Consider the following 25,586-nt stretch of genomic DNA (forward strand, 5'->3'; position numbering starts at 1 on the left):
AGGAAGTACTCAAAATGAGTGTGAGATATCTCTGTGGGAGCGGGCATGCTCGCGATGGCATCAACTCAGCAGGTCTGAAGTAGCGCGTTGCCTGAATCGCGAGCAAGCCCGCTCCCACGGGTTTTTTACAGCTTGGGTGGCCCTGGGTAGCCGCAGGCGCCCCAAGACTGCGGGCACTCGTACCAGCTCATCATCACCAGTTGCACCAGCGAGCCGTGGCCCATTTTCAGCAGGCTCAGGCTGCTGTTTTGCCAGCGCTGCAGGAATGACTCAATCTGTTCGGGGCTGGCGTTTTCCCAGCGCCCCCACACCCCGGTCAACGGCCCGCGTGTTACAGGCATGGCCAGTACGTCGAACAGTTGCTGGGTCAGGGTCAGCAGCGCGGGTGACAGGTGGTTGAGGTTGTCGTCCAGTGTGTCGAGTGTGGCCTTGACCGCGCCGGGCATTGCTGGCGCGGTTACGCTGGCGGTGAGCATCACCGGGATCAGCGCACGCAAGAATGCCAGGTCACTGCTGCGCAGAACCGAGAACCCGCGGGCGCTGCTGCTGGCGGAACAGCCGCTGAGGCTGGCGCCCAGCCCGGCAGTGGCCAGTAATACACTGGCCACTGCGCCGACCTTCAAGACCCCGCGACGTGAAATCAGGGCGTTTTCGACACTGTGTGCTGGCATGGCCAAGGCTCCGCTAGCGGATAAACAGTTTCTGGATGATGCCTACCAGCTTTCGGCCATAGGGCGGGTAGATCAGCAAAGCGCTGTTCAGGCGCTGTTTGACCAACACCCCCTTGGCCTTGCTGAAGGTCAAAAAGCCTTCGTGACCGTGGTAATGGCCCATGCCCGAATGGCCGACACCGCCAAAGGGCAGGTCGTCGATGGCCACATGCAGCAGTGTTTCGTTGATGCTCACCCCGCCCGAGTGGGTGTTGTGGATAACGGTCTGTTGTTCGGCCTTGTTGTAGCCGAAGTAATACAGTGCCAGAGGGCGGGCTCTGCGGTTGATGTAGGCCATTGCCTGATCCAGAGTGGAGTAGGGCACAACGGGCAGTAGCGGGCCAAAGATTTCATCCTGCATGACCTGCATGTCGTCGTTTACATCCAGCAGCAGGGCATGGGGCATACGCCGCCCCTGGCCCTGTTCATACAGCGGGATCAAACGTGCGCCCTTGAGGGTGGCGTCGGTTTGCAGCCGTTCCAGGCGCGCCAGCTGCCGGTCGTTGATGATTGCGGTGTAGTCCGGGTTGTCGGCGAGCGTCGGATAAAAACTGAGCACGGCCTGGCGATAGGCGTCGACAAAACCCTCAAGCCGATTCTGGGGGACCAGCACATAATCCGGGGCGATGCAGGTTTGCCCAGCATTCAGGGTTTTACCCCAGGCGATGCGCTGGGCAGCGTCTTTGAGCGGTACATCGGCCGACACGATGGCGGGAGATTTACCGCCCAGCTCCAGGGTGACCGGCGTTAGATTTTCAGACGCGGCGCGCATCACCTGTTTGCCCACATGGGTAGAACCGGTGAACAGCAAGTGATCGAAGGCCAGGCCGGAAAACGCGATCGCTACTGCTGCCTCGCCCAACACCACGGTGACCATGTCGTCGGGAAAGACGCGCCCCAGCAAATCCTTGAGCAAACGCCCGGTGGCCGGGGTGAATTCGCTGAGCTTGAGCATGACCCGGTTGCCCGCCGCCAGTGCCCCAACCAAAGGGCCAATGGCCAGGTACAGCGGGTAGTTCCATGGCACGATAATCCCCACCACGCCCAGCGGCTGGTACATCACTTTGGCACTGGCGGGCGCGAACATCATGCCTACGCGGCGTGATGAGGGTTTCATCCAGCGCTTGAGGTGCCTGAGGGTGTAATCAATGCTGTGCAGGCACGGCATCAGCTCGGCAAACAGGGTTTCGTCGGGGCTGCGGTGGCTGAAATCCTGGCTGATGGCGTCGATCAGCACCTCGCGCTCGTGGCTCAACAGTTGGCGCAGGCTTTTTAGCCATTGCTGGCGCTGTGCAAGGGGCGGGAATGGATGAGCGGCGTAGGCTTGGCGCTGCTTGTCGAGCAGGGACTGGAGATCGTCCGGTTGGAGCGAGGCGTCGTGAAGGTGGGAACTGTCGACAGACATAGTGGCTCCAGGCGTTTTTTATCGGTTTTTATCGTTGCAGAGCAGTCATGTTTTTAGAGCCTATGCTCTAACTTGTCAATTGCAGGCCTGCCCTCCGTGTTGTTTATCGTTTCAAGGTTAGGCCGTAAGATGCCTTTCGTTTTTAATTTAAGCGCAAGCCCATGGCCATACGACTAAAAACCAGCCAGCGCATCGCCAATAGCAGCCTGGAGCTTTTTAACCAGCTGGGTGAACGCAGTGTCAGCACCAACCACATTGCGGCCCACATGGAAATTTCGCCGGGCAATCTGTATTACCACTTCCCCAACAAGCAGGCGATTATCTCGGTCTTGTTCAGCGAGTACGAGGCACTGGTATTGAGCTTTTTGCACCCGCCGCAAGGGCGGTTGCCAACCGTTGCCGACAAGCGCCAGTACTTGCAGCAACTGCTGGACGCCATGTGGCGTTACCGGTTTCTGTACCGTGATATCGAACACTTGCTGCACAGCGACACGGAACTGGCCATCCGCTATCGACGTTTCTCCCAGCACTGCCTCACTCAGGCCCAGGCCATTTACGCCGGGTTTGTCGAGGCTGACATCTTGCGCATGACTCCCCAGCAAATTGAATCCTTAAGCCTGAATGCCTGGATTATTCTTACCTCCTGGGTAGGTTTTTTATGTACCACCCGTGACAGCAGTGACCAGCTCAGCGAGCAGGCCATCAAGCGCGGTGTGTACCAGCTGCTGGTGCTGGAGTCGGGTTTTGTCACCGAGCAGGCTCGCGAAGCCGTCGATGAGTTGATCAAGGAATACTACGTCCCCCTGGAACATGCGTTGTACGCTCAATAACCGCATTTCACCCCTCACAGGAGTCCACTATGCCCGTTGCGCAACTGATCAGCCCGCAAGCCCTGAATGAACGTCAGGCGCAGCCCGGCCTGGTTATTCTGGATTGCCGCTTTGCCCTTGAAGACCCGGACTACGGCCGCTGCAGCTATGCCGAGGGGCATATTGCCGGTGCGCAGTTTGCCGATCTTGAACGCGACCTGAGCGGGCCTGTGATCAAGGGTGTAACCGGCCGTCACCCGCTGCCCGACCCGCGTACCTTGGTTGAGCGACTGCAAGCCTGGGGCATCAATGCCGACAGCGATGTGGTGCTGTATGACGATGGTCCTGGTGCTTTTGCCGCTCGTGCATGGTGGTTGCTGACCTGGTTGGGCAAGCGTGACGGCGTGTTTATCCTTGATGGCGGCCTCAAGGCCTGGCATGGCGCGGGCTTCCCGCTGAGCCTGGATGCCGCCCCGACGCTGCGCGGGACGTTCGAAGGCAAGCCCGACAGCCATATGTTGCTGAGTGCCGAAAAACTGCAAAAGCGCCTCGGCCAGCCGGAGCTGACCCTGATCGATGCCCGTGCCCAGCCGCGTTTTCGCGGTGAGGTCGAGCCCATCGACCCGATCGCCGGGCATATTCCGGGTGCGCAATGTGCGGCGTTCAGCGAAAACCTCGACAGCAGCGGGCGCTTTTTGCCTGCAGAGCAGCTCAAGCAGCGTTTTGCCGAGAAACTTGCGGGCCGCTCCCCCGAGGAGTTGGTGGCCTATTGCGGCTCGGGCGTGACGGCGTGCCATAACCTGTTTGCAATGGGCTTGGCGGGCTATCCGTTGGGCAAGCTTTATGCGGGCTCGTGGAGTGAGTGGATCAACGATCCGGCACGGGGCATTGCCACCGGCGATTGACGTGCGCAGTACAACAACCCCTTTGGGAGCTGGCGTGCCTGCGATGCCAGCAACGCGGTTTAGCGGATAGACCGTGGCGTCTGAATCGCGAGCAAGCCCGCTCCCACAGCATGTGTGCAGATTTCAGCGGTTCGAGTTGGCACTGGCCAAGCGGTATGCACCGGGGCCAACGCCGTAGACCTTCTTGAATTGCCGGTTGAGGTGGCTCTGGTCAGCAAAGCCCAATTGCGTCGCCACCTCTAATGGCAAACAGCCCTGTTGCAGCAAGGCCCGGGCATGGGCGATACGTTGCTGCATCAGCCAGGTGTGCGGCGGCATGCCGGTGGCGCGCTGAAATACCCGGGCAAAGTGGAATGGCGACAAATTGACCGCTGCGGCGAGTTCTTCCAGTGAAGGCGGCTCTGCCAGGCGGGCTTGCAGCAGTTCCTTGGCGCGGCTGACGGCGCGGTGTTCGACCCCGGGCTTTGCTGGCAATGGCAGGCGGGCATGGCGGTTAAGCAGGGCAAGCATCATCTGGCGCCATGCCGTTTGTTGCTGCAGTGCAGTCTCTGGCCCTTCAAGCAATTGATGCAACTGGAACAACCCGCGAAACAGATCGCAGTCGTACAGCAATGTGTCATTGAAGGTCGGCAAGTGGCTGGCGGGCAGTTCCAGTTCTTCCAGCAGCTGTCGGATTTGCGCATTGTCCGGGTAAAAAGCCCGGTAACGCCAACCCGCATCATGGCCTTTGTGACCATTGTGCACTTCGTCCGGGTTGATCAGCACCAGCGTGCCGGTGGCGGCCAGATGCTCGGCACCGCGATAGCGATAACGCTGGGCGCCTTCGATAATCATGCCGATCACAAAACCATCATGCACATGGGGCACGAAGCGGTGTTCGATATAGCGCGCCGTCAGCAGCTCCACACCCGTCAGGGGAGGCGTTTGCCAGAAGCGGATCGACTCACCCTGTTCTGCGTCCATTACGCAGATTCAAGCCGCAGCGCGGCCAGCCATTGCGGGATTCTGCGCTCAAGGTAATACCCCGGCCTTCCTGGCGAGCCTTCCAGAAATCCGACATGGCCGCCCTTGGCGTGCAATTCCAGTTGCGTGCAGGGCGATAGCTCGCTGGTTTCGGGAATACTGTGCTTGAACACGAACGGATCGTCCGTGGACTGGATAATCAGTGTCGGTGTATCGATGGTCCCCAGAAAGTAGCGGCTGGAGGCGCGCCGGTAGTAGTCATCGACATTCAGGTAGCCGTTGAGAGGTGCCGTTACGCGGTCATCGAACTCCCAAAAGGTACGCATTTTGCTCAGGGTTTTGACCGAGCCCAGCTTGGTCAGGCTGGCCAGGCCTTCATGTCGGGCGTCGAGCTGGAACCGGTGTTTTTTGTCTTTGACGTAAGCCAGCATCTCGCGCATGAAGTGGGCTTGATAGACCCTGGAAAAGCCCAGGCCGATCCGGTCGGCACACTGGTCAAGCCGGAACGGCACCGACACCGCCACAGCACCGCATAAACCGCTGTCACTGCCGCTTTCGCCCAGGTACTTGAGCAGCACGTTGCCCCCCAGCGAATAGCCCACGGCATACAGCGGGGCCAGGGGGTGTGCGGCGCGTATATGGGCCACGGCCTCGGCCAGATCTTCGCTGGCCCCCGAGTGGTAGCTACGGGCCAGTAAATTGGGCTCGCCCGAGCAGCCTCGCCAGTTCAGTGCGGCGCTGCTCCAGCCGCGTGCGGCGAGGGCATTTTGCAGCCCCAGCACATAGTGCGAGCTCGATGACCCGGTCAGGCCGTGCAGCACCAGTACCACCGGTGCATGGGCTGATGATATGCCGTGCCAGTCCAGGTCGAGAAAATCGCCATCCTTGAGCCAGATACGTTCACGTCGATGTTCAATGGCGGGCTTGGTGCGCCACAACGGCCCCCATAGTGTCTGGATATGGGGGTTGCCCAGGCCCGTAGCCGGAGTAAACGGCTTGAGGGGTAAAGCATGGCTGTCTGAAAAAGGCACGGTGGTTCTCATCGGATGACAGGTACGGCGGTTGTCTAAATTGCCACATCATGGCCTGACGCCCAAGTGTTGCGTGCAGGCCGCGGGGTTATCGGTTGGCTGGCATGCAGCTTTGCGCCGTTACTGTCTGCGGTGCTATGGGATCCGGCAGGGGTTGTTGTACAACGTCAGGCCCGACGGTCACGCTGACCCAGCCGTCAGCCCTGAGGTGGCGGTTCATGGCCGCCTTGATCTGCTCACGGGTAAGGGCCTGAATCTGCCGGTTTTTGTAGTCGAAGGTCAGGGGCTGGTTAAAACGGCCGATGATGGACAGCTCATTGCGCATCTCCAGATTGCTGGCCGTGTGCTGGGGCAAGGCACGCAGCAGGTGCTGCTTGACGTCGTTGAGCTGTATTTCGCTGGGCCCTTCTTCCAGGTACTGGGCAAACAGGGCCTTGATCCGGGCCAGAGCACCCTGGCTGTAGCGTGAGGGGGTATTGAGGCTGATGACCCAGGGCGCCGGGCCTTGTGCGTTGGGAATGTCCGATAGCACGCCGTAGGTGATGCTGCGATCCTCGCGCAGATCGCCGTTGAGAATGTGACTGAACATGATGTTCCCGGCACGGATGGCTGCCCAGTCAGGGTGCTGGGTGGGCACTGCGTTCTGGGCCATCATCAGCAGGGTATGGCTGGCCTCATCTTCGATATGCACGGTTTTGCCGCGGGTAGACGGGGCTGCCACTGCGTGTGGGCGGGTCAGTGCCGGCCCGGCAGGCAAGGCGTTGGCCAGTGAGCGGCTGAGGGTCTGTGCCTGTTGCAGGGTCAGGTCGCCGACGATCACGATTTGTGCGTTGGCGGCGGTATAGGCTCGGCGATAGAAATTCACCAGTTGAGCTTGATCAATGCGCTCAAGGCTCTCGGCCGTACCGTACCTGGAGCGGGCGACCGCTTGCCCGGGGTACAGCTCGTCGTAGATCAATGTGCGCGCCAGGGCGTGGGGGTCGTCGTGGTCTTTTTTGAGCTGGGTGAGCAGCTCGTTTTTTACCCGGCGCTGACCTTCGACGGTAAAGCCCGGCCGGGCGAGCATCTCGGTGAACAGGTGCATGGCCGGTTCGCGGATGTGCGGGGCGCTCAAGCTGCGCAGGGTAAAAAAGCTCTGTTCCTTGCTGATGCCGTTGCCCAGGGCCACGCCCAGGCGATCAAACCCCTCGGCCAGGGCATTGGCGTCCTTGAGTGCCGAGCCTTCGTTGAACAGGCTCAGCACGGTGGCGGCCAGGCCGGGTGAGTCGCCATCCTGGTTGCTGCCGGCGGCAAAGCTGATCTGTAGATCGAACATGGCCAGGTTGTGGTTTTCGACAAACAGCACCCGAGTGCCTTGAGCCAGTTTCCAGGCCTTGATGGCTGGCAGGCGGGTGACGGGGGCCGTGGGGCTTAACTCAAGCATCGATTGCAGCTGTGGCGCGGGCGCCTGCGCCTGTGTGCGAGTACATAGCGTGACCAGGGCGAGCAGCAGGGCGGCGTACAGGGCGCATCGGGCTGCGACAGGCAGGGGCTTATTCAGATTCATGGCGAGACTCCTTGGGCAGCACATGGCTGACGGTCATGCGGTCGCGGGTCAGGAAGGTTTGCGCGGCGTGGCTGATGTCTTCGGGGGTGATTGCCTTCAGGGTCTGCAGGCGCTTTTCGTCGTGCTCCGGTGACAGCCCGGCAATGTCCAGTTCGCCCAGATACAGGGCCAGGCTTTGCAGGTCGTCCCGGTTGAACACCTGCCGGGCAATGATCCGCGTGCGGGCGCGCTCAAGGTCACTGCTGGAGGGCGGTGTGTGTTTCAGTGATTCGAGCACTTCCCAGATACGCGCTTGCACCTCGCTGAGGGTTTTGATTTTTTCGAGGTTGAGGGTGGCGGAAATACTGAGCAGCACATCACCGCGACTGATGCCGCTGTAGTGTGAGTCGATGCTGATGACCATCTCTTCACCGCGCCACAACCGGCTTTTGAGTGCCGAGCTGTCACCGCCTCCCAGCACCTCGCTGAGCAGCTCCAGTGCGGCTGCCGTATGGGGCTCGGTCTGGGTGCTCAGGCTGGGGACGTTGAACGTCATGCTCAGGTTGGGGATTTGATGGTCGATGTACTGGGTGATGCTGCGCTCACCTGGCGCTGCGAGTTCGAGCGGGGGTTTGATTGCAGGCAATTGGCGCTGGGCAATCGGGCCGAAAAAGCGGGTGGCCAGCGCCTTGACCTGCCCGGCGTCGATCGCGCCGACGATGATCAACGTGGCGTTGTTGGGGGCATACCAGCTCTGGTACCAGTGCTTGAGTTCATCGACATGCATGCGTTCGAGATCGTGCATCCAGCCGATCACCGGGCTGCCAGAGGCGCTGGCAGGAAATGCCAAGCGCTGGGGCAACTCCAGGGCCCGCTGCTGGGGGTCGTTGTCGACGCTTTCGCTGCGTTCACTTTTGATGACTTCGCGTTCACCCTCCCAGTGCGCGGCGGACAGATGGGCGGTGCTCATCTGGTCGGCCATCACTTCAAGTGCGACAGCCAGGGCGTAAGGTGGCAGGGTTTGAAAAAAAGTGTGGCATCGCTTTGCGTCGCCGCATTGTCGGAGATGCCCAGGCTTTGAAAGATGTGGTCGGACTCCGCCGGGCAGAGTTTGCTGCTGCCTTTGAACACCATATGTTCCAGGGCATGGGACAGGCCGGACTGGCCCGGCGGCTCATAGCTGGAGCCAACCCGGTACCAGAGTTGGGAATGCACCACGGCGGCGCGGTGGTCTTCGTGGACGATGACCCTGAGGCCGTTGTCCAGGGTGAACCGGTGAGTGGAGGGTTCGCTGCTGGCCAGGGCCGTCAGCGGTTGCAATACAAGGCCGAGAGCCAGCCCGGCGAGGGGGTGTTTCATGGTAGGTGTCCTGACGAGTAAGCGTCAGAACAGATTGGGCTTGGGAGGGGGGAGGTGGGCGTTACATAGATATCGTGGAGCGAAAAAATCTGTAGTCGCTGCCGAAGGCTGCGATAAGGACCGAAAGGTCTTCGCTTTTGAATAAGCGACCCCTTCGGGCTCGATCGCAGCCTGCGGCAGCGGCTACATGTTCGTCAGGCTTGTGTTGCTTCGCGCTGCCACAGGGCGTAGTTCACGCCACCGGCTTTTTGCTCGCGGTGCAGGCGCCAGTTGGCAGGCAAGCCCAGCTCGGACGGACGCAACTCGCTTTCGGTGTAGACCCAGGCGTCTTCGGTCAGCCAGCCGCGTTGCTCGAGCAGATCACAGGCAGGCTTGAGCAGGTCCTTGTTGAACGGCGGGTCGAGGAATACCACGTCAAAGGTTTCGCTCGGCGTGGCATCCAGATAACGCAGGGCGTCGGTCTGCTGCACCTGGCCAACGGTGCAGCGCAGGATGCCCATGTTTTCGCGGATGTTGGAAATCGCATCGCGGTTGCTGTCCAGTGCCACGCCCTTGGCTGCGCCACGGGACATGGCTTCAAGGAACAGCGCACCGCTACCGGCGAAAACGTCCAGTACCCTGGCGCCGCCGATATGCGGAGCCAACCAGTTGAACAGGGTTTCACGCACGCGATCGGGCGTAGGGCGCAGGCCCTCTACATGGGGGAAGTCCAGCTTGCGGCTGCGCCATTCCCCGCCAATGATGCGTAACTGACCCGCACCGGAGTGCGATGTGTTTTTTGGCTTTGCCATTAATGCTCCGGAACCCCAAGAGGTTGCTCTGAAGGTTTATCGGTAGGAGGTGGCAGTGGTTTTTGCGGCACGGTCGGGCCGGCGGTCACTACGACCATTTTGTCGGCGCTCAGGTGCTTGTTCATGGCGTCCTTGACCTGTTCGGTGGTCAGGTCCTGGGACTTCTGCATGAAGGTTTCCAGGTAATCCAGGGGCAAATCATAAAAGCCCATTGCGCCAAGTTGGCCGACGATGGCGGCGTTGCTGGCAGTGGACAGCGGGAAGCTGCCAGCCAGTTCACGCTTGGCATCGTCGAGTTCTTTTTGCGTCGGACCATTTTTCAGGTAGTCGGCCAAAATGTCTTGCGCCAGTTTGAGCGTGCCTTCGCTCAGTTCGGCACGGGTCTGCAGGTTGATCATAAACGGGCCGCGAGCCTGCATCGGGCTGAAGCCGGAGTACACGCCGTAGGTCAGGCCTCGTTTTTCACGGACTTCAGTCATCAGGCGCGTGCCGAAACCGCCACCGCCCAGGATGCTGTTGCCCAGCGCCAGTGCGGCATAGTCGGGGTCGTCACGGTCGATACCCAGCTGCGACAGCAGCAGGTGGGTCTGTTTGGACGGGAACTCGATATGGGTTTCGCCAGCCTTGGGCTCGCTCGGCTGCACGGTCTTGGCAACCGCCGGGCCTTTGGGCAGCGCGGCGGAAACCTGGGCTGCAATGGCCTCGGCTTCAGCACGGGAGAGGTCGCCAACGATCGCGATCACCGCATTGCCAGCAGTGTAGGCCTTGTTGTGGAAGGCCTTGAGCTGGTCGATGGTGATCGAAGTGATGCTTTCAGCCGTGCCATCGCTTGAGTGGGCATACGGGTGGTTGCCGTACAGGCGCTTGAACAGCTCATTGCTGGCCAGTTTGCCGGGGTTCTGTTTCTGGAACTCGAAGCTGGCCAGTAGCTGGTTCTTGATCCGCGCCAGGGAGTCTGCGGGGAACGTGGGCTTGCCCACCACCTCGGCAAACAGATTGAGCGCCGGGGTGCGTTTATCCACATCGCTCAGGCTGCGCAACGAGGCCACGGCCATGTCGCGGTAAGCGCCATTGCTGAAGTCTGCGCCCAGGCCTTCAAAGCCCTGGGCGATGGCGCCGACATCCTTGCCGGCCACGCCTTCGTTAAGCATGGCGTTGGTCAGCAAGGCCAGGCCGGGGGTGTTGTCGTCCTGGCTGCTGCCGGCGGCGAAGGTCAGGCGCAGGTCGAACATCGGCAGTTGCCGGGCTTCGACGAACAGTACTTTGGAGCCTTCGGCGGTTTTCCAGGTTTGCACGTTCAGCGCGCGGTGGCTGGGCGCCTTGCCGTCGAGCTCGGCCAGGGATTCGAGCTTGTGCTCGGTCTTGGCCTGGTCCAGCGCCTGGCTGGCAACCGATTGCTCAGGGTTGGTCAAAAAATAGCCGAGTGCGCCAACCAGTATGGCGGCGCTCAGACCGAGCAGGGCGTAGCGGGGGCCTTTACGCTCACTCATGGGTTTTCTCCTCGGGCAGTACATGCGCAACGCTCAGACGGTCGCGAGTGAAATAGGTACGGGCAGCTTGCTGGATATCGGCCGGGGTGACCTTCTGCAGGTCGGCCAGTTCGGAGTCCATCAGCTTCCACGACAGGCCGACGGTTTCCAGCTGGCCGATCGAAGTGGCCTGGCTGGTGATCGAGTCGCGCTCGTAGACCAGGCCGGCAATCACCTGGGCTCGCACACGCTCCAGCTCTTCAGCGGTAGGCGGGGTTTTTTTCAAGTCGTCGAGCAAGCGCCACAAGCCGGCATCAGCCTGGGCCATGGTGACTTTTTTCTGGCTGTTGGGCATTGCCGAAAGCATAAACAGGCTGTCGCCACGGGTGAATGCGTTGTAGCTGGACGATGCGCCGGAGACCAGTTCTTCACCACGCTCCAGTTGCGTCGGCATGCGTGCGCTGTAGCCGCCATCCAGCAGCGCGGAAATCAGGCGCAGGGCATTGGCGGTGACAGGGTCTTTGGCAGTCGCGATGCTCGGTACGTTAAAGCCCAGCATCAGGCTTGGCAGTTGGGTCTGAACGTGGATCTTGAGCAGGCGCTCACCCGGGGTGGGCAGCTCCAGCGGGATTTTCGCGACAGGGATCTCGCGTTTTTGCACCTTGCCGAAGTAGCGCTGGGCCAGGGCTTTGACTTCGTCCGGTGTCACGTCCCCGACAACCACCAGCGTGGCGTTGTTGGGGGCATACCATTCTTCGTACCAGGCGCGCAGTTCGCCAACGCTCATGCGCTCCAGGTCCACCATCCAGCCGATGGTCGGGGTGTGGTAGCCGCTGGAAGGGAAGGCCATCGCGCTGAACAGCTCGTAGGCTTTGCTCATGGGCTGATCGTCGGTCCGCAGGCGGCGCTCTTCCTTGATGACTTCGATCTCGCGCTTGAATTCTTCAGGCGGCAGGCGAAGGCTGGCCATGCGGTCGGCCTCGAGTTCAAAGGCCACGCCCAGGCGGTCGCGGGCGAGCACCTGGTAATAGGCGGTGTAGTCATCGCTGGTGAAGGCGTTTTCCTGGGCGCCAAGGTCGCGCAGGATCAACGAGGCTTCACCGGGGCCAACCTTGTTGCTGCCCTTGAACATCATGTGCTCAAGGGCGTGGGACAGGCCGGTCTTGCCGGGCGTCTCATAGCTTGAGCCCACCTTGTACCAGACCTGGGAAACCACCACAGGGGCGCGATGGTCTTCGCGAACAATGACCTTGAGGCCATTGTCCAGGCGGAATTCGTGGGTGGGCTGCGGTTCGGCCGCCAGGGCCGAAAGCGGTAATAAAACTGTGCTGAGCAACAGGCCAGCAGCGCGGCGGGCTAGATTCATTCGTTTTTTAACCTGTTGGGCTACCCGTTCGGCCTTAGCGTCTGCGGGTGAGGAGGTGCTAGGATACTGATCCGTTTTACTGGCGGCCACGCCTATCAGGCCTTTGACGATCAGACGACGTTTGATCGGGCAGTATAGGAGCCCGCTTGGAAGTGTGGATGTATCCCGGTAAATTTCGCATTTTTGCCGACTTTCCCGTGACAGACCCGAGTTAAGACGAAGTTTACGAGGTGTGTTTTACCCTCTGACTACAGTTGCGTGCGAACAAGCTGACAAAATTACAGTCTGTTTCACACCGAATATTATTTGCCGAGGCGCCACAGTGGCGCGTCGCTACGATGAGATAGCCGTCCTCCATGTTTGGTTCCAACGACGACAAGAAGAACCCAGCTGCGGCTGGAGAGAAAAAAGGCCTGTTCGGATGGCTGCGCAGAAAGCCGCAGGAAACCGTCGTGGAACAACCCGCGCCTGCGCCCGAAATCACCCCTGAGCCGCTGATTGAGGCCGCCCCGGTGGTGGTCGAGGCCGCGCCCGAAGCGGTCGTGGTGGCCGCCGAGCCTGCAGTTGAGCTGGCACCCGAGCCTGCGCCCTGGCCGCACTTGCCCGTTGCCGAAGAACCGGTGGCGCTGGTGGAGGATGTGCAGGCACCGCATATCGTGCCGCCAATCCCCGAGCCTGTGGTTGAAGTGCCTGAGGTGGTCGAGACTGTTGTAGAGCCAGAGCCAGAGCCAGAGCCAGAGCCAGAGCCAGTTGCCGTTGTGGCACCTGTGGTCGTGCCTGCACCTGCACCTGCACCTGCAGTCGTGGTTGAGGCCCCTGCCCCCGCGCCAGTGGCCGCGCCCGAGCAAAAAACCGGCTTTTTCGCCCGCCTCAAGCAAGGCTTGTCCAAGACCAGCGCCAGTATTGGCGAAGGCATGGCCAGCCTGTTCCTGGGCAAAAAGGCCATCGATGACGATCTGCTCGAAGAAATCGAAACCCGCCTGCTGACCGCCGACGTGGGCGTTGAAGCCACCTCGGTGATCATCAAGAACCTGACGCAGAAGGTCGCGCGCAAGCAGCTGACCGATGCCGACGCACTGTACAAGTCGCTGCAGGAAGAGCTGGCGGCCATGCTCAAGCCGGTTGAACAGCCGCTGAAAATCGAGTCGCAAAACAAGCCATTCGTGATTCTAGTAGTGGGCGTCAACGGTGCGGGTAAAACCACCACCATCGGCAAACTGGCGAAAAAACTGCAGCTTGAAGGCAAGAAAGTCATGCTGGCGGCCGGTGATACTTTCCGTGCCGCTGCTGTTGAGCAGTTGCAGGTGTGGGGCGAACGCAACCATATCCCGGTGATTGCCCAGCACACCGGTGCAGATTCTGCGTCGGTGATTTTTGACGCCGTACAAGCTGCCAAAGCCCGTGGCATCGACGTGCTGATCGCCGATACCGCGGGTCGCCTGCACACCAAAGACAACCTGATGGAAGAACTCAAGAAAGTTCGCCGGGTCATGGGCAAACTTGACGAAGACGCTCCCCACGAAGTGCTGCTTGTGCTGGATGCCGGTACCGGGCAGAACGCCATCAGCCAGACCAAACAGTTCGATCAGACCGTTGCCCTTACAGGCCTGGCGCTGACCAAGCTCGATGGCACGGCCAAGGGCGGGGTGATTTTCGCCCTGGCCAAGCAATTCAATATCCCTATCCGTTATATCGGGGTGGGTGAAGGCATCGATGATTTGCGTGATTTTGAGTCCGAACCCTTTGTCCAGGCTCTGTTTGCGGAGCGGGAGCGTCCATGATTCGTTTCGAGCAGGTCGGTAAGCGCTATCCAAATGGACACGTGGGCCTGCACGAGCTGAGCTTTCGGGTTCGTCGAGGCGAGTTCCTCTTTGTGACCGGCCACTCCGGCGCAGGCAAAAGCACGCTGTTGCGCCTGCTGCTGGCGATGGAACGCCCCACCAGCGGCAAATTGCTGCTGGCAGGGCAGGACCTGGGGCAGATCAGCAACGCGCAGATCCCTTTTTTGCGTCGTCAGATCGGTGTGGTGTTCCAGAACCACCAGTTGCTGTTTGATCGCACGGTGTTCAACAACGTCGCCTTGCCCCTGCAAATTCTCGGCTTGTCCAAGGCTGAAGTCGCCAAGCGTGTCGATTCGGCGCTGGAGCGCGTGGCGCTGTCGGATAAAACCGATCTGTACCCGGGCGACTTGTCCACGGGCCAGCAACAACGTGTCGGCATTGCCCGCGCCATCGTGCATCGCCCGGCCTTGCTGCTGGCCGATGAACCCACCGGTAACCTCGACCCGCGTCTGGCGGCGGAAATCATGGGCGTATTTGAAGACATCAACCGTTTGGGCACCAGCGTACTGATTGCCAGCCATGACCTGGCACTGATCGCCCGCATGCGCCATCGCATGCTGACCTTGCAGCGCGGGCGCCTGATCGGTGACGGGGAGGCCGCGCAATGAGTGCCACCCGCAGCCCCAAAGTGTCCGAACGCGTAGCGCCCAAGGCCGCCGATCCGCAGCCGCCGAAGAAAAAACACGATGATGACGATGGCCCGACCTTCGCCATGTTGTTTCACGCCTGGGTTGAAGCCCACCGTGCGAGCTTGCTCGACAGCCTCAAGCGCCTGGGCAAACAACCGATTGGCAGCTTTTTCACCTGCCTGGTGATGGCGGTTGCCCTGAGCTTGCCGATGGGCCTGTCGTTGTTGCTCAACAACGTCGAGCGCCTGGGCGGTTCCTGGCAGCGCGCGGCGCAGATTTCGCTGTACTTGCAGATGGATGCCAGCAGCGAGCAGGGTGAAAATCTCAGCGATCAGATAAAAGGTATGGCAGGGGTGGCTGACGCAGAATTTATCAGCCGCGAAAAAGCCCTTGAAGAGTTCCAGCAGCAGTCAGGGCTGGGCGAAGCGCTTAAAGAGCTGCCCGACAACCCGTTGCCTGGCGTGGTGCTGGTTACCCCGGCCGAGGTCGATAAAGCCACCCTGGAAGCTCTTCGTGAGCGCCTGGCGCAGTTGCCAAAAGTGCAACAGGCGCAACTTGATCTAGTCTGGGTCGAGCGCCTGGCGGCCATCCTGAAGTTGGGTGACCGTTTCGTGTTTGGCTTGACTGTATTGCTGGTATCGGCTTTGCTGCTGGTTATCGGTAATACGATTCGTTTGCATATCGAGAATCGTCGTATCGAAATCGAGGTCATCAAGCTGGTTGGCGGCACTGACAGCTATGTACGCAGGCCCTTTCTTTATATGGGTGCGCTTTATGGCTTTGGTGCCGGTGTACTTTCGTGGGGAGTTCTGGCATTCGGCCTGAACTGGCTTAACGACGCGGTGGTGGGGTTGGCCGGTTTGTACGGCAGCAACTTTGCCCTGGCGGGCGTGCCGGTAGCCGATGGTCTGTCTCTCTTGCTTGGCGCGGTGCTGTTAGGGTATATCGGTGCATGGATTGCAGTAGCGCGGCATTTGCGTGAGCTTTCGCCCAAGTAGTGTCTTGACACCTGTTGACCTTTTCAGCTTTTTTTGGGAACTTTTTTTCAGGTTTCCGGTCAACTTTCGCAGTGCTGAACTGCACGAGTTATGTGAGACGGAGGTTTTTTCGTATGACCACTTCTTTGCAACCTGCGTATGCGTTGGTCCCTGGTGCGAACCTCGAGGCCTATGTCAATACGGTGAACAGCATTCCACTGCTGACACCGGAGCAGGAGCGTGAACTGGCCGAGAGTCTCTACTATGAGCAGGATTTGGGGGCGGCTCGGCAGATGGTGCTCGCCCACCTGCGTTTTGTTGTACACATTGCCCGTAGTTATTCGGGCTATGGCCTGGCTCAGGCTGACCTGATCCAGGAAGGCAACGTCGGCCTGATGAAGGCGGTCAAACGCTTTAACCCAGAAATGGGCGTGCGTCTGGTGTCGTTCGCGGTGCACTGGATCAAGGCAGAGATCCACGAGTTCATCCTGCGTAACTGGCGGATCGTGAAAGTCGCGACCACCAAGGCCCAGCGCAAACTGTTTTTCAACCTGCGCAGCCAGAAAAAACGCCTGGCGTGGCTGAACAACGACGAAGTGCATCGTGTGGCTGAAAGCCTCGGCGTAGAGCCTCGTGAAGTGCGCGAGATGGAAAGCCGCCTGACCGGTCATGACATGGCGTTCGACCCGGCAGCCGAAGCTGACGACGACAGTGCGTTCCAGTCGCCAGCCAACTACCTGGAAGACCACCGGTACGACCCGGCGCGCCAACTGGAAGATGCTGACTGGACCGATAACTCTACCAGCAACCTGCACGAAGCGCTGGAAGTGCTGGACGACCGCAGCCGTGACATTCTGTATCAGCGCTGGTTGGCTGAAGACAAAGCCACGCTGCACGACCTGGCACAGAAGTACAATGTGTCTGCGGAGCGGATTCGTCAGCTGGAAAAAAGCGCGATGAACAAGCTCAAACTGTCGATTGCCGCTTAATCCGGCCCGACAAATAAACGCCCCGATCTGATCGGGGCGTTTTTGTTTGTGCTGTTTGAGCGCCCCTGGCCAGCCTGCTCTGTGCAGGGTTAGCGGGACGGTTGTGCTTTAAGCTGCTCAGGGTCCACGCCATTTGCCCTGAGCAGGGCATCGACCAGCGAGCGGGACATCTCCACCGAATGCACCAGCGACCATACCAGCCCGCGCTCTATGCCACTGGCATGAACGGTGATTTCATCCGACACCTCTTCTGCACTTTTGAGCATCAGCGACACATGGGACAGGGCCTCTATTGCCCGAATATCAGGTTGCACGGCAAAAGGTGATGTGGCGCTTACCTTGTGCACCCGAGTGGGCTTGAGGTTGGCGAGGGACACCCGCGGGGCCTGCTGCAGGGCCTCAAACAGGCTGCGGGTGGCCTCATCGTGCTGATGATCATCACGGGGAGGGTGACTGGCTTTGGGATCGTCGTGCGTCGTCTTTTTCATGTCTCTTCCACGCGGATCATCGGCGACTGGTGAAGATAGCCTTGCGGGTTTCCGGCCTGCAAGCAGCCCTTGCAGGCGCCACGCTTTCTCGGAAGCGTCTGCCTTTTGGCAGCGTAAATGTCTGACGTGGGCGTCTGAGGAGTGAATTCGCTACACTGGCATACTTTTACGCTGTGCGTTGGCGCCCATGACTGTTCTCAAATACCTCCAGGCTTACCCCCAGACCTTGCAAGAGCAGGTGCGCCAATTGATTGCGCGCGAGCAGCTGGGCGATTACCTGAGCGAGCGTTACCCACAGCGTCATGCGGTGCAAAGCGACAAGGCCTTGTATGCCTACGCTCAGGAACTCAAACAGGAATACCTGCGCAATGCGCCGTCTTTTGACAAGGTGCTGTTTGATAACAAACTCGACCTGACCCACCGTGCGCTGGGCTTGCATACGGCCATTTCACGGGTCCAGGGCGGCAAGCTCAAGGCCAAGAAGGAGCTGCGCGTAGCTTCGCTGTTCAAGGAAGCGGCGCCTGAGTTTTTGCGCATGATCGTGGTTCACGAGCTGGCCCACTTGAAAGAGTCGGACCACAACAAGGCGTTCTACAAGTTATGCGAGCACATGTTGCCGGGTTATCACCAGCTGGAGTTTGATCTGCGTGTTTACCTGACGTGGCGGGATATGCAGGGCAAAACCTGACACTTACTTTGTGTGTGGGAGCGGGCTTGCCCGCGATATGGTCGCCTCGGTACAACTGCCGAACCGCAGCGATTTAATCGCGAGCAAGCCCGCTCCCACGCGCGCCGGGCCCGTACAGGCGGGCAGGAGTTCTGAATGGAAGTCAGTAAAACCAAAAGCAGTTTTTACCGGCGCCTGTATGTGGCCTGGTTGATCGACAGCCAGACCGCCAGCAGCGTACCGGCACTCACCGAGGTGACCGGCATGCCGCGCAGGACCGCGCAGGACACCATTGCGGCTCTGGCGGATCTGGACATCATCTGCGAGTTTGAACAGCAGGACGGCGCCCGCAACCACGCCGGACGCTACCTGATCCGCAGCTGGGGCCCGGTGGACAAAGCCTGGGTCGGCGGGCATCTGGTGCAGATCAAGCAGGTGCTGGGTTACCCCTGAGCCGTCAGGCGCATGCCGATGTGCGGGATGTTGTCTTCCAGGTACATCTCGCCCTGAGCACTGAACCCGTGTTGCTCATAGAAAGGTTGCAGGTGCGCCTGGGCCGACAGGAACACGGGCTGCCCCGGCCAGTATTCTTCGATGTTTTCCAGGGCCTGTTCAAGCAGGGTATGCCCAAGCTTTTGCCCGCGACCCTCGACGGCAACGATCACGCGACCAATGACCACGTCACCGCCCTGGGACTCGGGGTCGAGGATGCGGGCATACGCCACCAGCTGGTCGTCTTGCCAGCCCATCACATGCAGGGTATCGCCCGTCAGGTCCTGCCCGTCGACGTCCTGATAGGCGCATTTCTGCTCGGCGACAAATACTTTGGAGCGTAATTCGAGAATGGCGTAGAGCTGTTCCTTGCCCAGGTCGTTGTGGTGTTTGCAGAGCCAGTCGGTGGTCACGATCTTGTCCTTGTTGGCGAGTTCATGCCCCGATAGTAGGCGCGATACCGACTGGCGCCAAGGCCTAAGGTGCCTTGACCAAATGCGCGGCCAGGGTGCGCAGCGGCCCGAGCTGGCGGCAGATCAGTGCCAGTTGGGTTTGCACCAGCCTCTGGTTCTCATCGATTTCATCCGGCATTTGTTCAAGCTCGCCGGCCAGGGTCTCTTCCTCGTCACTTTGCACCGCAACCGCCTGCTTGGTGGCCAGGCCCTGGGCAATCTGGTCGATGCTGTCGGCAATCTTGCTCCCGGCCCCTTCAATCAACTGTTCGCGCACCTCGGCGGGCAATACGGTGTCGCGGTGGGCGCCCAGACCAGACAGGTAGCTGAGCAAGGTGTGGGACATCACCAGAAAACGAAAGCCCATATCGGCATCCTTACGGAAGTGCCCGGGTTCCATCAGCATATTGGCCAGGGTGGTCGACAGCGCCGCATCGGCGTTGTGGGCGTTACGCCGTGCCAGCCGATAGGCCAGGCTGTCGCTTTTGCCCTGGGCGTATTGCTGCATGATCTGGCGCAGGTACTGGCTGTTGCAGCTCAGGGTATTGGCCAGCACCTGATTGAGGCGACGGCCCTGCCAGTCCGGCAGGAACAGGAACACCGCTGCTGCCGCGATCACGCTGCCCACCAGGGTGTCGAACAGGCGCGGCAGGAACAGCCCGTAGCCATCGCCCACCTGGTTGAAGCAAAACAGGATCATCAGGGTGATGGCCGCCGTGCTCAGGGTGTAGCGCGTGGTGCGGTTGATAAAGAACACCACCCCGGCCACCACGGCAAACATCGACTGCACCAGCGGGTTGGGAAACAGATCGAACAGCGCCCAGCCCACGGCCAGGCCGATGGCGGTGCCGATAATCCGCTGGCTGAACTTGCGCCGCGTGGCGCCATAGCTTGGCTGGCACACGAACAGTGTGGTGAGGATGATCCAGTAGCCCTGGCTCGGGTGAATCCAGTGCACCATCGCAAAGCCGATGCTCAGCGCCAGAGGCAGGCGCAGGGCGTGGCGGAAGATCAGCGACGTTGGCGTCAGATGCTGGCGCAGACGCGACCAGACATCCTTGAGGTTACGCGGCGAACGGTCCAGCAGGCTGCTGTCGGTGGCATCCGCCAGGGTGTCGGGGTTGCTTGCATCGCTCAACAGGCGATCGAGGGTGCCCAGGTTGGCGGCCAGTGCCCGCAGCGAACGCAACAGCCCGCGCCAGGCCGGGTTGCTCTGGATACGCAGGTGTTCGAGGGAGGCATGCAGGTCGCCCAGGGCCTCGGCAAAACTGTCGTCATAGACGAACGGCTGGCGCAGCTTGATCGATTCCGACAGCCGCTGGCAGGCCACGCCCTGCTGGCGCAGCAGGCGCTGGCAACGGAACATCACATCACTGTGGAAGAAGGCATCGGCCAGGGCGTTGTACGGGTAATGGGACGAACTGGCGCGCTCATGGATGTCCTGCGCGAGAAAATACAGCTTGAGGTAGCGGCTGAGCTTGGAGCCTGGCCGGGTGTTGCCGACCCGGTGCAGGATGATCTCCTTGGCGGTGTTCAGCGCTGCCACCACCCGGCCGTTTTGCCGGGCCAGTTCCAGGCGGCCCGCTTCCACGTCCAGCTTGCGGATGGGTTCGAACAGCGCCGACTTGATCTTCAGGTACAGCCCCAGTTCCCAGAACAGCCGGGCCAGGCTCTGTTGCACCGGTTGATTGGAGAACAGGGCCTGCCACAGCACCGACAGTATCCCGTACCAGGCCGCACCGGCCACCAGCAGCAAGGGTTCATGCCAGAAGTTGGTGACTTCGCCGCCGCGCTGGTCCACGCCGATCATGGTGTATACGGCCAGGATCAGTGTGGCCGAGGCAATCGCCCCGTAGCGTTCGCCCAATGCCCCGAGCATGGTCAGGCCGAAACTGGCCAGGGCCAGCGCGCAGACCATCAGCCAGGGGTAGGGGAAAAGCAGCTCGACACTCAGGGCCGAGGCGGTGAAACACACCAGGGTCACCAGCAGGGCGTTGAGGCGGCCCTGCCAGCTGTCATCGGTTTCAGACAGGGCGCTGGCGATAATCCCCAGAAATAGCGGGATCAGCAGCGACATCTCATCCTGATACCAGCAAAAAGCCATGCTGCCGGTCAGGGCGACAAATACCCGCACGCTGTAACTGAACTTGTCCAGTGCCCACAGGCGACGCAAGGAATGCTGAAAGCTTTTCGATGACATGAAGTGGCGGTGCCTGGCTCGTGATTCGCTAACTTGAGCCAGATAAGACGACAGCGCAATGGGGCTGTCACATCGAACCAAAAATATTTATGCAAAGGCCCATCGCGAGCAAGCCCGCTCCCACAGGAACAGCGATATTCCTGTGGGAGCGGGCTTGCTCGCGATGCGGTTGGCGCTGGCTCAGGTCAGACGTACTGCGCCGCCGCATACCCCGAGGCCCACGCCCACTGGAAGTTGAAACCGCCCAGATGGCCGCTGACATCCAGCACTTCGCCGACAAAATACAGACCGGGGCTTTTCAGCGATTCCATGGTCTTGGACGACACTTCGCGGGTATCGACCCCGCCCAGGGTCACTTCCGCGGTGCGATAGCCTTCGGTGCCGGCTGGTACCACTTTCCAGCACGCCAGTTTGTCCGCCACCTGCGCCAGTTCTGCCGGGGTGTACTGCTTCATTGGCTTGGATTCGAACCAGTGCTCGGCCAGCAGGTTGGCCATTTTCTTGGTGAAGATTTCACCCAGCAGGGTTTTCAACTCACTGTTGGGGCGTTCAGCCTGCTGGGTTTGCAGCCAGCTCAAGGCGTCGAGATCGGGCAGCAGATTGATTTCAACCGTGTCGCCCGGATTCCAGAACGAGGAAATCTGCAAGATTGCCGGCCCGCTCAAGCCCCGATGGGTGAACAGGATATTTTCGCGAAAGCTCTGATCATTACAGCTCACCAGGCAGTCCACCGACGTGCCCGACAGCTCGGTGCAGATTTCCTTGAGCTGATCGGTGATGGTGAACGGCACCAGGCCTGCGCGGGTCGGCAGCAAGGTGTGGCCGAACTGTTTGGCGATTTGATAACCGAAACCTGTCGCGCCCAGGGTCGGAATTGACAGCCCACCGGTGGCAACCACCAGCGACTGGCAGTCAACCGGGCCCAGCGTGGTGTTGAGGCTGTAGCCGTTGTCGGTTTTTTCGATCTGCTCGACCGATGTGTCCAGGTGCAGGCTGACGCCCGCCTGTTTGCACTCGTCGAGAAGCATTTCAAGGATGTCGCTGGATTTGTTATCGCAGAACAGCTGGCCGAGTTTTTTCTCGTGATAGGGCACGCCGTGTTTGGCGACCATCTCGATAAAGTCCCACTGGGTGTAGCGGGCCAGGGCCGACTTGCAGAAGTGCGGGTTCTGCGACAGGAAATTGTTCGGCTCGGTGTACATGTTGGTGAAGTTGCAGCGGCCACCGCCCGACATCAGGATCTTTTTGCCGGCCTTGTTGGCGTGGTCGATCAGCATCACCTTGCGCCCGCGGTTGGCGGCGGTCAGTGCGCACATCAAGCCTGCGGCGCCAGCGCCAATAATCACAACGTCGGTAGAGCGCAAAGCGGTGTCCTCACAAAATTTATGGTCAGTGCAAACCTGATGTGGGAGCGGGCTTGCCCGCGATTGCAGCACCCCGGTCATTCAGATGAACCGAGTTGTTTGCATCGCGAGCAAGCCCGCTCCCACATTTGATCGCTGTTGTTCAGGCGATTATTTACAAAACCCGCACGCGCAATACGCGGCCTTTGATTTTGCCTTCGCTCAGGCGCTGGGCCGCTTGCTTGGCGATGGTGCGGTCAACCGCCACATAAGCCTGGAAGTCAAAGATCGCGATCTTGCCGACCTGGGCACCCGGGATACCCGCGTCGCCGGTCAGGGCGCCGAGAATGTCACCTGGACGAACCTTGTCTTTACGACCTGCACCGATCACCAGCGTACTCATGGCCGGCAGCAACGGTGCGCCGCCTTGAGAGGTCAGGGTGTCCAGGGTTTCCCAGTTCAGCGGAGCTTTCTGCAACTGCTCGATGGCCTGGGCGCGGTGCGCTTCGGACGGAGCAACCAGGCTGATGGCCACGCCTTTTTCACCGGCACGGCCGGTACGGCCAACGCGGTGAATATGGATTTCCGAGTCGCGGGCCAGCTCAACGTTGAGCACCATGTCCAGCGCGTCGATGTCCAGACCACGCGCCGCCACGTCGGTGGCAACCAGTACTGAAGTCGAGCGGTTGGCAAACATCGCCAGCACCTGGTCACGGTCGCGCTGTTCCAGGTCGCCATGCAGGCCGACAGCCGAAATGCCCTTGGAGGTCAGGTGATCAACGGTTTCCTGCACCTGCTGCTTGGTGAAGCAGAACGCTACGCAAGACTGCGGGCGGAAGTGGCCCAGCACCTTGGTCACAGCGCTCATGCGCTCTTCAGGCGAGATTTCGTAGAAGCGTTGTTCAATTTGGCTGTCAGTGTGCAGCGCCTCGGCTTTTACCTGCTGAGGGTTGCGCATGAACTTGGACGACAGCTGCTTGATACCGGCCGGATAGGTGGCCGAGAACAGCAGGGTCTGGCGACGCTCCGGGGTTTTGACAATGATGTCTTCGATGGCGTCATAGAAGCCCATGTCGAGCATGCGGTCAGCTTCGTCCAGTACCAGGGTGTTCAGGCCGTCCAGTACCAGCGAACCTTTGCGCAAGTGCTGCTGGATACGGCCCGGGGTGCCGACGATGATGTGTGCGCCGTGTTCCAGCGAACCGATCTGCGGGCCGAACGACACGCCGCCGCACAGGGTCAGCACCTTGATGTTGTCTTCGGCGCGGGCCAGACGGCGGATTTCCTTGGCAACCTGGTCAGCCAGTTCGCGGGTCGGGCAAATCACCAGGGCCTGGCAGCCGAAGAAGCGCGGGTTGATCGGGTTCAGCAGGCCGATGCCGAAGGCGGCAGTTTTGCCACTGCCGGTCTTGGCCTGGGCGATCAGGTCCATGCCTTTGAGGATCACCGGCAAGCTCTGCGCCTGAATCGGCGTCATCTGGGCATAACCGAGGGAGTCGAGGTTAGCCAGCATGGCGGCGGACAGAGGCAGAGTATTAAAAGCGGTGGCAATGGTGGTCACGGGACTGGCCTGCAAAACAAAATGTCGCGCAGTGTACCAGTCCCATGCCCTTTGCCTGAACATTCTGGACGAGATGTCATCCAGTTCTGCTTAAAAAGCAGCTTAATGTTCCAGCTCATGCTCCGAGTTGGCCTTGGGTTTACGCCCGTCCTGGGGTGACAATTGCAGGAAAATCGCCGCTGCCAGCATGGCCATGATCCCCACTGTGAGGAAGGTCAGCTGGAACGCGCCCAGTACGGTGTCTACGCCATCGCTGCCACCATCCCCGGTAAAACCGCCGAGCAATGCCCCGGCGCAGGCCACGCCCAGGCTCAAGGACAGCTGCGCCACCACCGACAGCAAGCTGTTGCCGCTGCTGGCGCTGGCGTCGTCGAGGTCGATCAGGGTCACGGTATTCATGGCGGTGAACTGCAACGAGTTGATCGCCCCCAGCACGGCCAACATAGACAGCAACAGCGGGTAAGGCGTGTGTTCGGTCACCAGGCCCATGCTGGCCAGCATCAGGCCCAGGGCGAAGGTGTTGGCCGTCAGCACCGTGCGATAGCCCACGCGTTCGATCAGCGGCCTTGCCACCCATTTGGCCAGCATCGCAGCCGCGGCCAGTGGCAGCATGCTCATCCCGGCCTGCGACGGGGAATAGCCCAGCGCGACCTGCAACAGCAGCGGCACCAGAAACGGCAGGGCGCCGCTGCCCAGGCGGGCGAACAGGTTACCGAGGATGCCCACCGCGAAGGTCTTGGTTTTAAACAGCACCGGGGAGAACAGCGGGTTGCTGATATTGCCCGCGCGCAGCCAGTACGCTGCCAGGCACGCCATGCCCGCAAACAGCAGCAGCATCACCCGCAGGTGGGGCATATGCAGCTCGCCCAGGCCTTCCATGGCAATGGTGATAAACACCATCGCCGCGCCAAACAGCACAAAACCCAGGCCGTCGAAACGGGTACGTTCGCTGCCGCGCAAATCCGGAATGAAGTGCCATACCGCCCAGCAGCCGAGGATGCCCACCGGCAGGTTGATCAGGAAGATCCAATGCCAGCTCAGGTACTGCACCATCCAGCCGCCCATCGTGGGGCCGATCAGCGGGCCGAGCAGGCCGGGGATGGTGATAAAGCCCATGATCCGCACCAGCTCCGAGCGCGGGTAGGCCTTGAGCACCACCAGCCGGCCGATGGGCAGCATCAGGGCGCCCCCCAGGCCCTGGATGATCCGTGCGCCGATCAGCTCGTTGAGGGTGCCGGAGAGGGCACAGAGCAACGAGCCAAAGCTGAACAGCAGGATGGCGCTGAAGAAAATTTTCTTGGTGCCGAAGCGGTCGGCGATCCAGCCCGAGGCGGGGATCAGCAGGGCCACGGTGAGCATGTAGGCAACGATCACGCCCTGCATGCGCAGCGGGTTTTCCTTCAGGTCGAGGGCCATGTCGGGCAGGGCAGTGTTGAGGATGGTGCCATCGAGCGACTGCATGAAAAACGCGATGGCCACCACCCACGGCAACCAGCGCAGGGTTTCAGGGCTTAGAACCGGGCGTACGGGCATAGGACCTCTTTGTTATTGGATGTGCCTGATGTTCGTAGCAGCTGCCGCAGGCGGCGTCCGGTTGCGCAGCAATCGTAAAAC

General features: G+C 60.5%; 22 protein-coding genes and 1 pseudogene. 8 read left to right on the forward strand and 15 right to left on the reverse strand.

Annotation, left to right across the window (positions count from 1 at the left end):
• Positions 1 to 125: 125 nt before the first annotated feature.
• Both BLU25_RS16065 and BLU25_RS16070 read right to left on the reverse strand, forming a co-directional pair.
• A complete protein-coding gene (locus tag BLU25_RS16065) occupies positions 126 to 671 on the reverse strand; it encodes a hypothetical protein (RefSeq protein ID WP_016782610.1) in 546 nt (181 codons plus the stop codon).
• Between the two features lie 13 nt (positions 672 to 684).
• Positions 685 to 2,115, reverse strand: a complete 1,431-nt coding sequence (locus tag BLU25_RS16070; protein ID WP_016782609.1) for a coniferyl aldehyde dehydrogenase — start codon at positions 2,113 to 2,115, stop codon at positions 685 to 687.
• Positions 2,116 to 2,276: 161 nt separating this feature from the next.
• On the opposite strand from BLU25_RS16070, the gene BLU25_RS16075 reads away from it, so the two are divergent.
• A complete protein-coding gene (locus tag BLU25_RS16075; RefSeq protein ID WP_016782608.1) occupies positions 2,277 to 2,945 on the forward strand; it encodes a TetR/AcrR family transcriptional regulator in 669 nt (222 codons plus the stop codon).
• A gap of 29 nt (positions 2,946 to 2,974) precedes the next feature.
• A complete protein-coding gene (locus BLU25_RS16080; RefSeq protein WP_016782607.1) occupies positions 2,975 to 3,829 on the forward strand; it encodes a sulfurtransferase in 855 nt (284 codons plus the stop codon).
• Positions 3,830 to 3,952: 123 nt separating this feature from the next.
• Here the strand turns inward: BLU25_RS16080 and BLU25_RS16085 are convergent, their stop codons facing one another.
• The 7 genes and pseudogenes from BLU25_RS16085 to BLU25_RS16115 form a co-directional block, all read right to left on the reverse strand.
• Positions 3,953 to 4,792, reverse strand: coding sequence for an AraC family transcriptional regulator (locus tag BLU25_RS16085; RefSeq protein ID WP_016782606.1), 840 nt, complete (start codon positions 4,790 to 4,792; stop codon positions 3,953 to 3,955).
• The gene (locus BLU25_RS16090) at positions 4,792 to 5,835 is read right to left on the reverse strand and encodes a hydrolase (RefSeq protein WP_050901297.1); all 1,044 of its coding nucleotides are present in this window, start codon (positions 5,833 to 5,835) and stop codon (positions 4,792 to 4,794) included. Before BLU25_RS16090 ends, BLU25_RS16085 begins: the two co-directional genes overlap by 1 nt.
• 76 nt (positions 5,836 to 5,911) lie before the next feature.
• Entirely contained in the window at positions 5,912 to 7,369 is a 1,458-nt protein-coding gene (locus tag BLU25_RS16095; RefSeq protein ID WP_169716025.1) for a M16 family metallopeptidase, read from the reverse strand.
• A pseudogene (locus tag BLU25_RS16100) lies at positions 7,356 to 8,707 on the reverse strand (M16 family metallopeptidase). Before BLU25_RS16100 ends, BLU25_RS16095 begins: the two are co-directional and overlap by 14 nt.
• 194 nt (positions 8,708 to 8,901) lie before the next feature.
• Positions 8,902 to 9,498, reverse strand: coding sequence for a 16S rRNA (guanine(966)-N(2))-methyltransferase RsmD (gene rsmD, locus BLU25_RS16105; protein ID WP_016782604.1), 597 nt, complete (start codon positions 9,496 to 9,498; stop codon positions 8,902 to 8,904).
• Complete coding sequence (locus tag BLU25_RS16110; protein WP_016782603.1) at positions 9,498 to 10,988, reverse strand: M16 family metallopeptidase; 1,491 nt, start codon at positions 10,986 to 10,988, stop codon at positions 9,498 to 9,500. The genes rsmD and BLU25_RS16110 overlap by 1 nt, the downstream gene beginning before the upstream one ends.
• The gene (locus BLU25_RS16115; RefSeq protein WP_016782602.1) at positions 10,981 to 12,333 is read right to left on the reverse strand and encodes a M16 family metallopeptidase; all 1,353 of its coding nucleotides are present in this window, start codon (positions 12,331 to 12,333) and stop codon (positions 10,981 to 10,983) included. The genes BLU25_RS16110 and BLU25_RS16115 overlap by 8 nt, the downstream gene beginning before the upstream one ends.
• Positions 12,334 to 12,689: 356 nt before the next feature.
• Between BLU25_RS16115 and ftsY the strand changes: the two genes are divergently transcribed.
• The 4 genes from ftsY (at position 12,690) to rpoH (ending at position 16,769) form a co-directional block, all read left to right on the forward strand.
• A complete protein-coding gene (gene ftsY, locus BLU25_RS16120; RefSeq protein WP_016782601.1) occupies positions 12,690 to 14,114 on the forward strand; it encodes a signal recognition particle-docking protein FtsY in 1,425 nt (474 codons plus the stop codon).
• Positions 14,111 to 14,782 (forward strand): cell division ATP-binding protein FtsE, encoded by a 672-nt coding sequence (gene ftsE / locus BLU25_RS16125; RefSeq protein ID WP_016782600.1) that lies wholly within the window; start codon positions 14,111 to 14,113, stop codon positions 14,780 to 14,782. Before ftsY ends, ftsE begins: the two co-directional genes overlap by 4 nt.
• Entirely contained in the window at positions 14,779 to 15,801 is a 1,023-nt protein-coding gene (gene ftsX, locus BLU25_RS16130; RefSeq protein ID WP_083369726.1) for a permease-like cell division protein FtsX, read from the forward strand. Before ftsE ends, ftsX begins: the two co-directional genes overlap by 4 nt.
• Before the next feature lie 113 nt (positions 15,802 to 15,914).
• Positions 15,915 to 16,769 carry an RNA polymerase sigma factor RpoH gene (gene rpoH, locus BLU25_RS16135; protein ID WP_016782598.1) on the forward strand — a complete coding sequence of 285 codons (855 nt, stop codon included), beginning with the start codon at positions 15,915 to 15,917 and terminating at the stop codon, positions 16,767 to 16,769.
• 89 nt (positions 16,770 to 16,858) lie between these two features.
• Here rpoH and BLU25_RS16140 read toward each other — a convergent pair whose 3' ends face one another.
• Complete coding sequence (locus tag BLU25_RS16140; RefSeq protein WP_016782597.1) at positions 16,859 to 17,257, reverse strand: hypothetical protein; 399 nt, start codon at positions 17,255 to 17,257, stop codon at positions 16,859 to 16,861.
• Positions 17,258 to 17,444: 187 nt separating this feature from the next.
• Here BLU25_RS16140 and BLU25_RS16145 point away from each other — a divergent pair, with 187 nt between their 5' ends.
• Positions 17,445 to 17,945: a YgjP-like metallopeptidase domain-containing protein gene (locus tag BLU25_RS16145; RefSeq protein WP_016782596.1), complete on the forward strand. Its 501-nt coding sequence runs from the start codon at positions 17,445 to 17,447 to the stop codon at positions 17,943 to 17,945.
• Positions 17,946 to 18,080: 135 nt separating this feature from the next.
• Positions 18,081 to 18,377, forward strand: a complete 297-nt coding sequence (locus BLU25_RS16150) for a winged helix-turn-helix domain-containing protein (protein ID WP_016782595.1) — start codon at positions 18,081 to 18,083, stop codon at positions 18,375 to 18,377.
• Here BLU25_RS16150 and BLU25_RS16155 read toward each other — a convergent pair.
• From BLU25_RS16155 to mdtD, 5 genes are all read right to left on the reverse strand, one after another.
• Entirely contained in the window at positions 18,368 to 18,829 is a 462-nt protein-coding gene (locus BLU25_RS16155) for a GNAT family N-acetyltransferase (RefSeq protein ID WP_016782594.1), read from the reverse strand. The two genes, BLU25_RS16150 and BLU25_RS16155, sit on opposite strands and share 10 nt — an antisense overlap.
• A gap of 64 nt (positions 18,830 to 18,893) precedes the next feature.
• Positions 18,894 to 21,068, reverse strand: a complete 2,175-nt coding sequence (yccS, locus tag BLU25_RS16160; RefSeq protein ID WP_083369727.1) for a YccS family putative transporter — start codon at positions 21,066 to 21,068, stop codon at positions 18,894 to 18,896.
• Between the two features lie 185 nt (positions 21,069 to 21,253).
• Positions 21,254 to 22,432, reverse strand: a complete 1,179-nt coding sequence (locus BLU25_RS16165) for a BaiN/RdsA family NAD(P)/FAD-dependent oxidoreductase (protein ID WP_016782593.1) — start codon at positions 22,430 to 22,432, stop codon at positions 21,254 to 21,256.
• Positions 22,433 to 22,586: 154 nt separating this feature from the next.
• A complete protein-coding gene (dbpA, locus tag BLU25_RS16170; RefSeq protein ID WP_228795946.1) occupies positions 22,587 to 23,924 on the reverse strand; it encodes an ATP-dependent RNA helicase DbpA in 1,338 nt (445 codons plus the stop codon).
• Between the two features lie 150 nt (positions 23,925 to 24,074).
• Complete coding sequence (mdtD, locus tag BLU25_RS16175) at positions 24,075 to 25,505, reverse strand: multidrug transporter subunit MdtD (RefSeq protein ID WP_016782591.1); 1,431 nt, start codon at positions 25,503 to 25,505, stop codon at positions 24,075 to 24,077.
• Between the last annotated feature and the right edge of the window lie 81 nt (positions 25,506 to 25,586).

Origin of the sequence: Pseudomonas fragi (assembly GCF_900105835.1) — a bacterium.
Taxonomy (GTDB): domain Bacteria; phylum Pseudomonadota; class Gammaproteobacteria; order Pseudomonadales; family Pseudomonadaceae; genus Aquipseudomonas; species Aquipseudomonas fragi.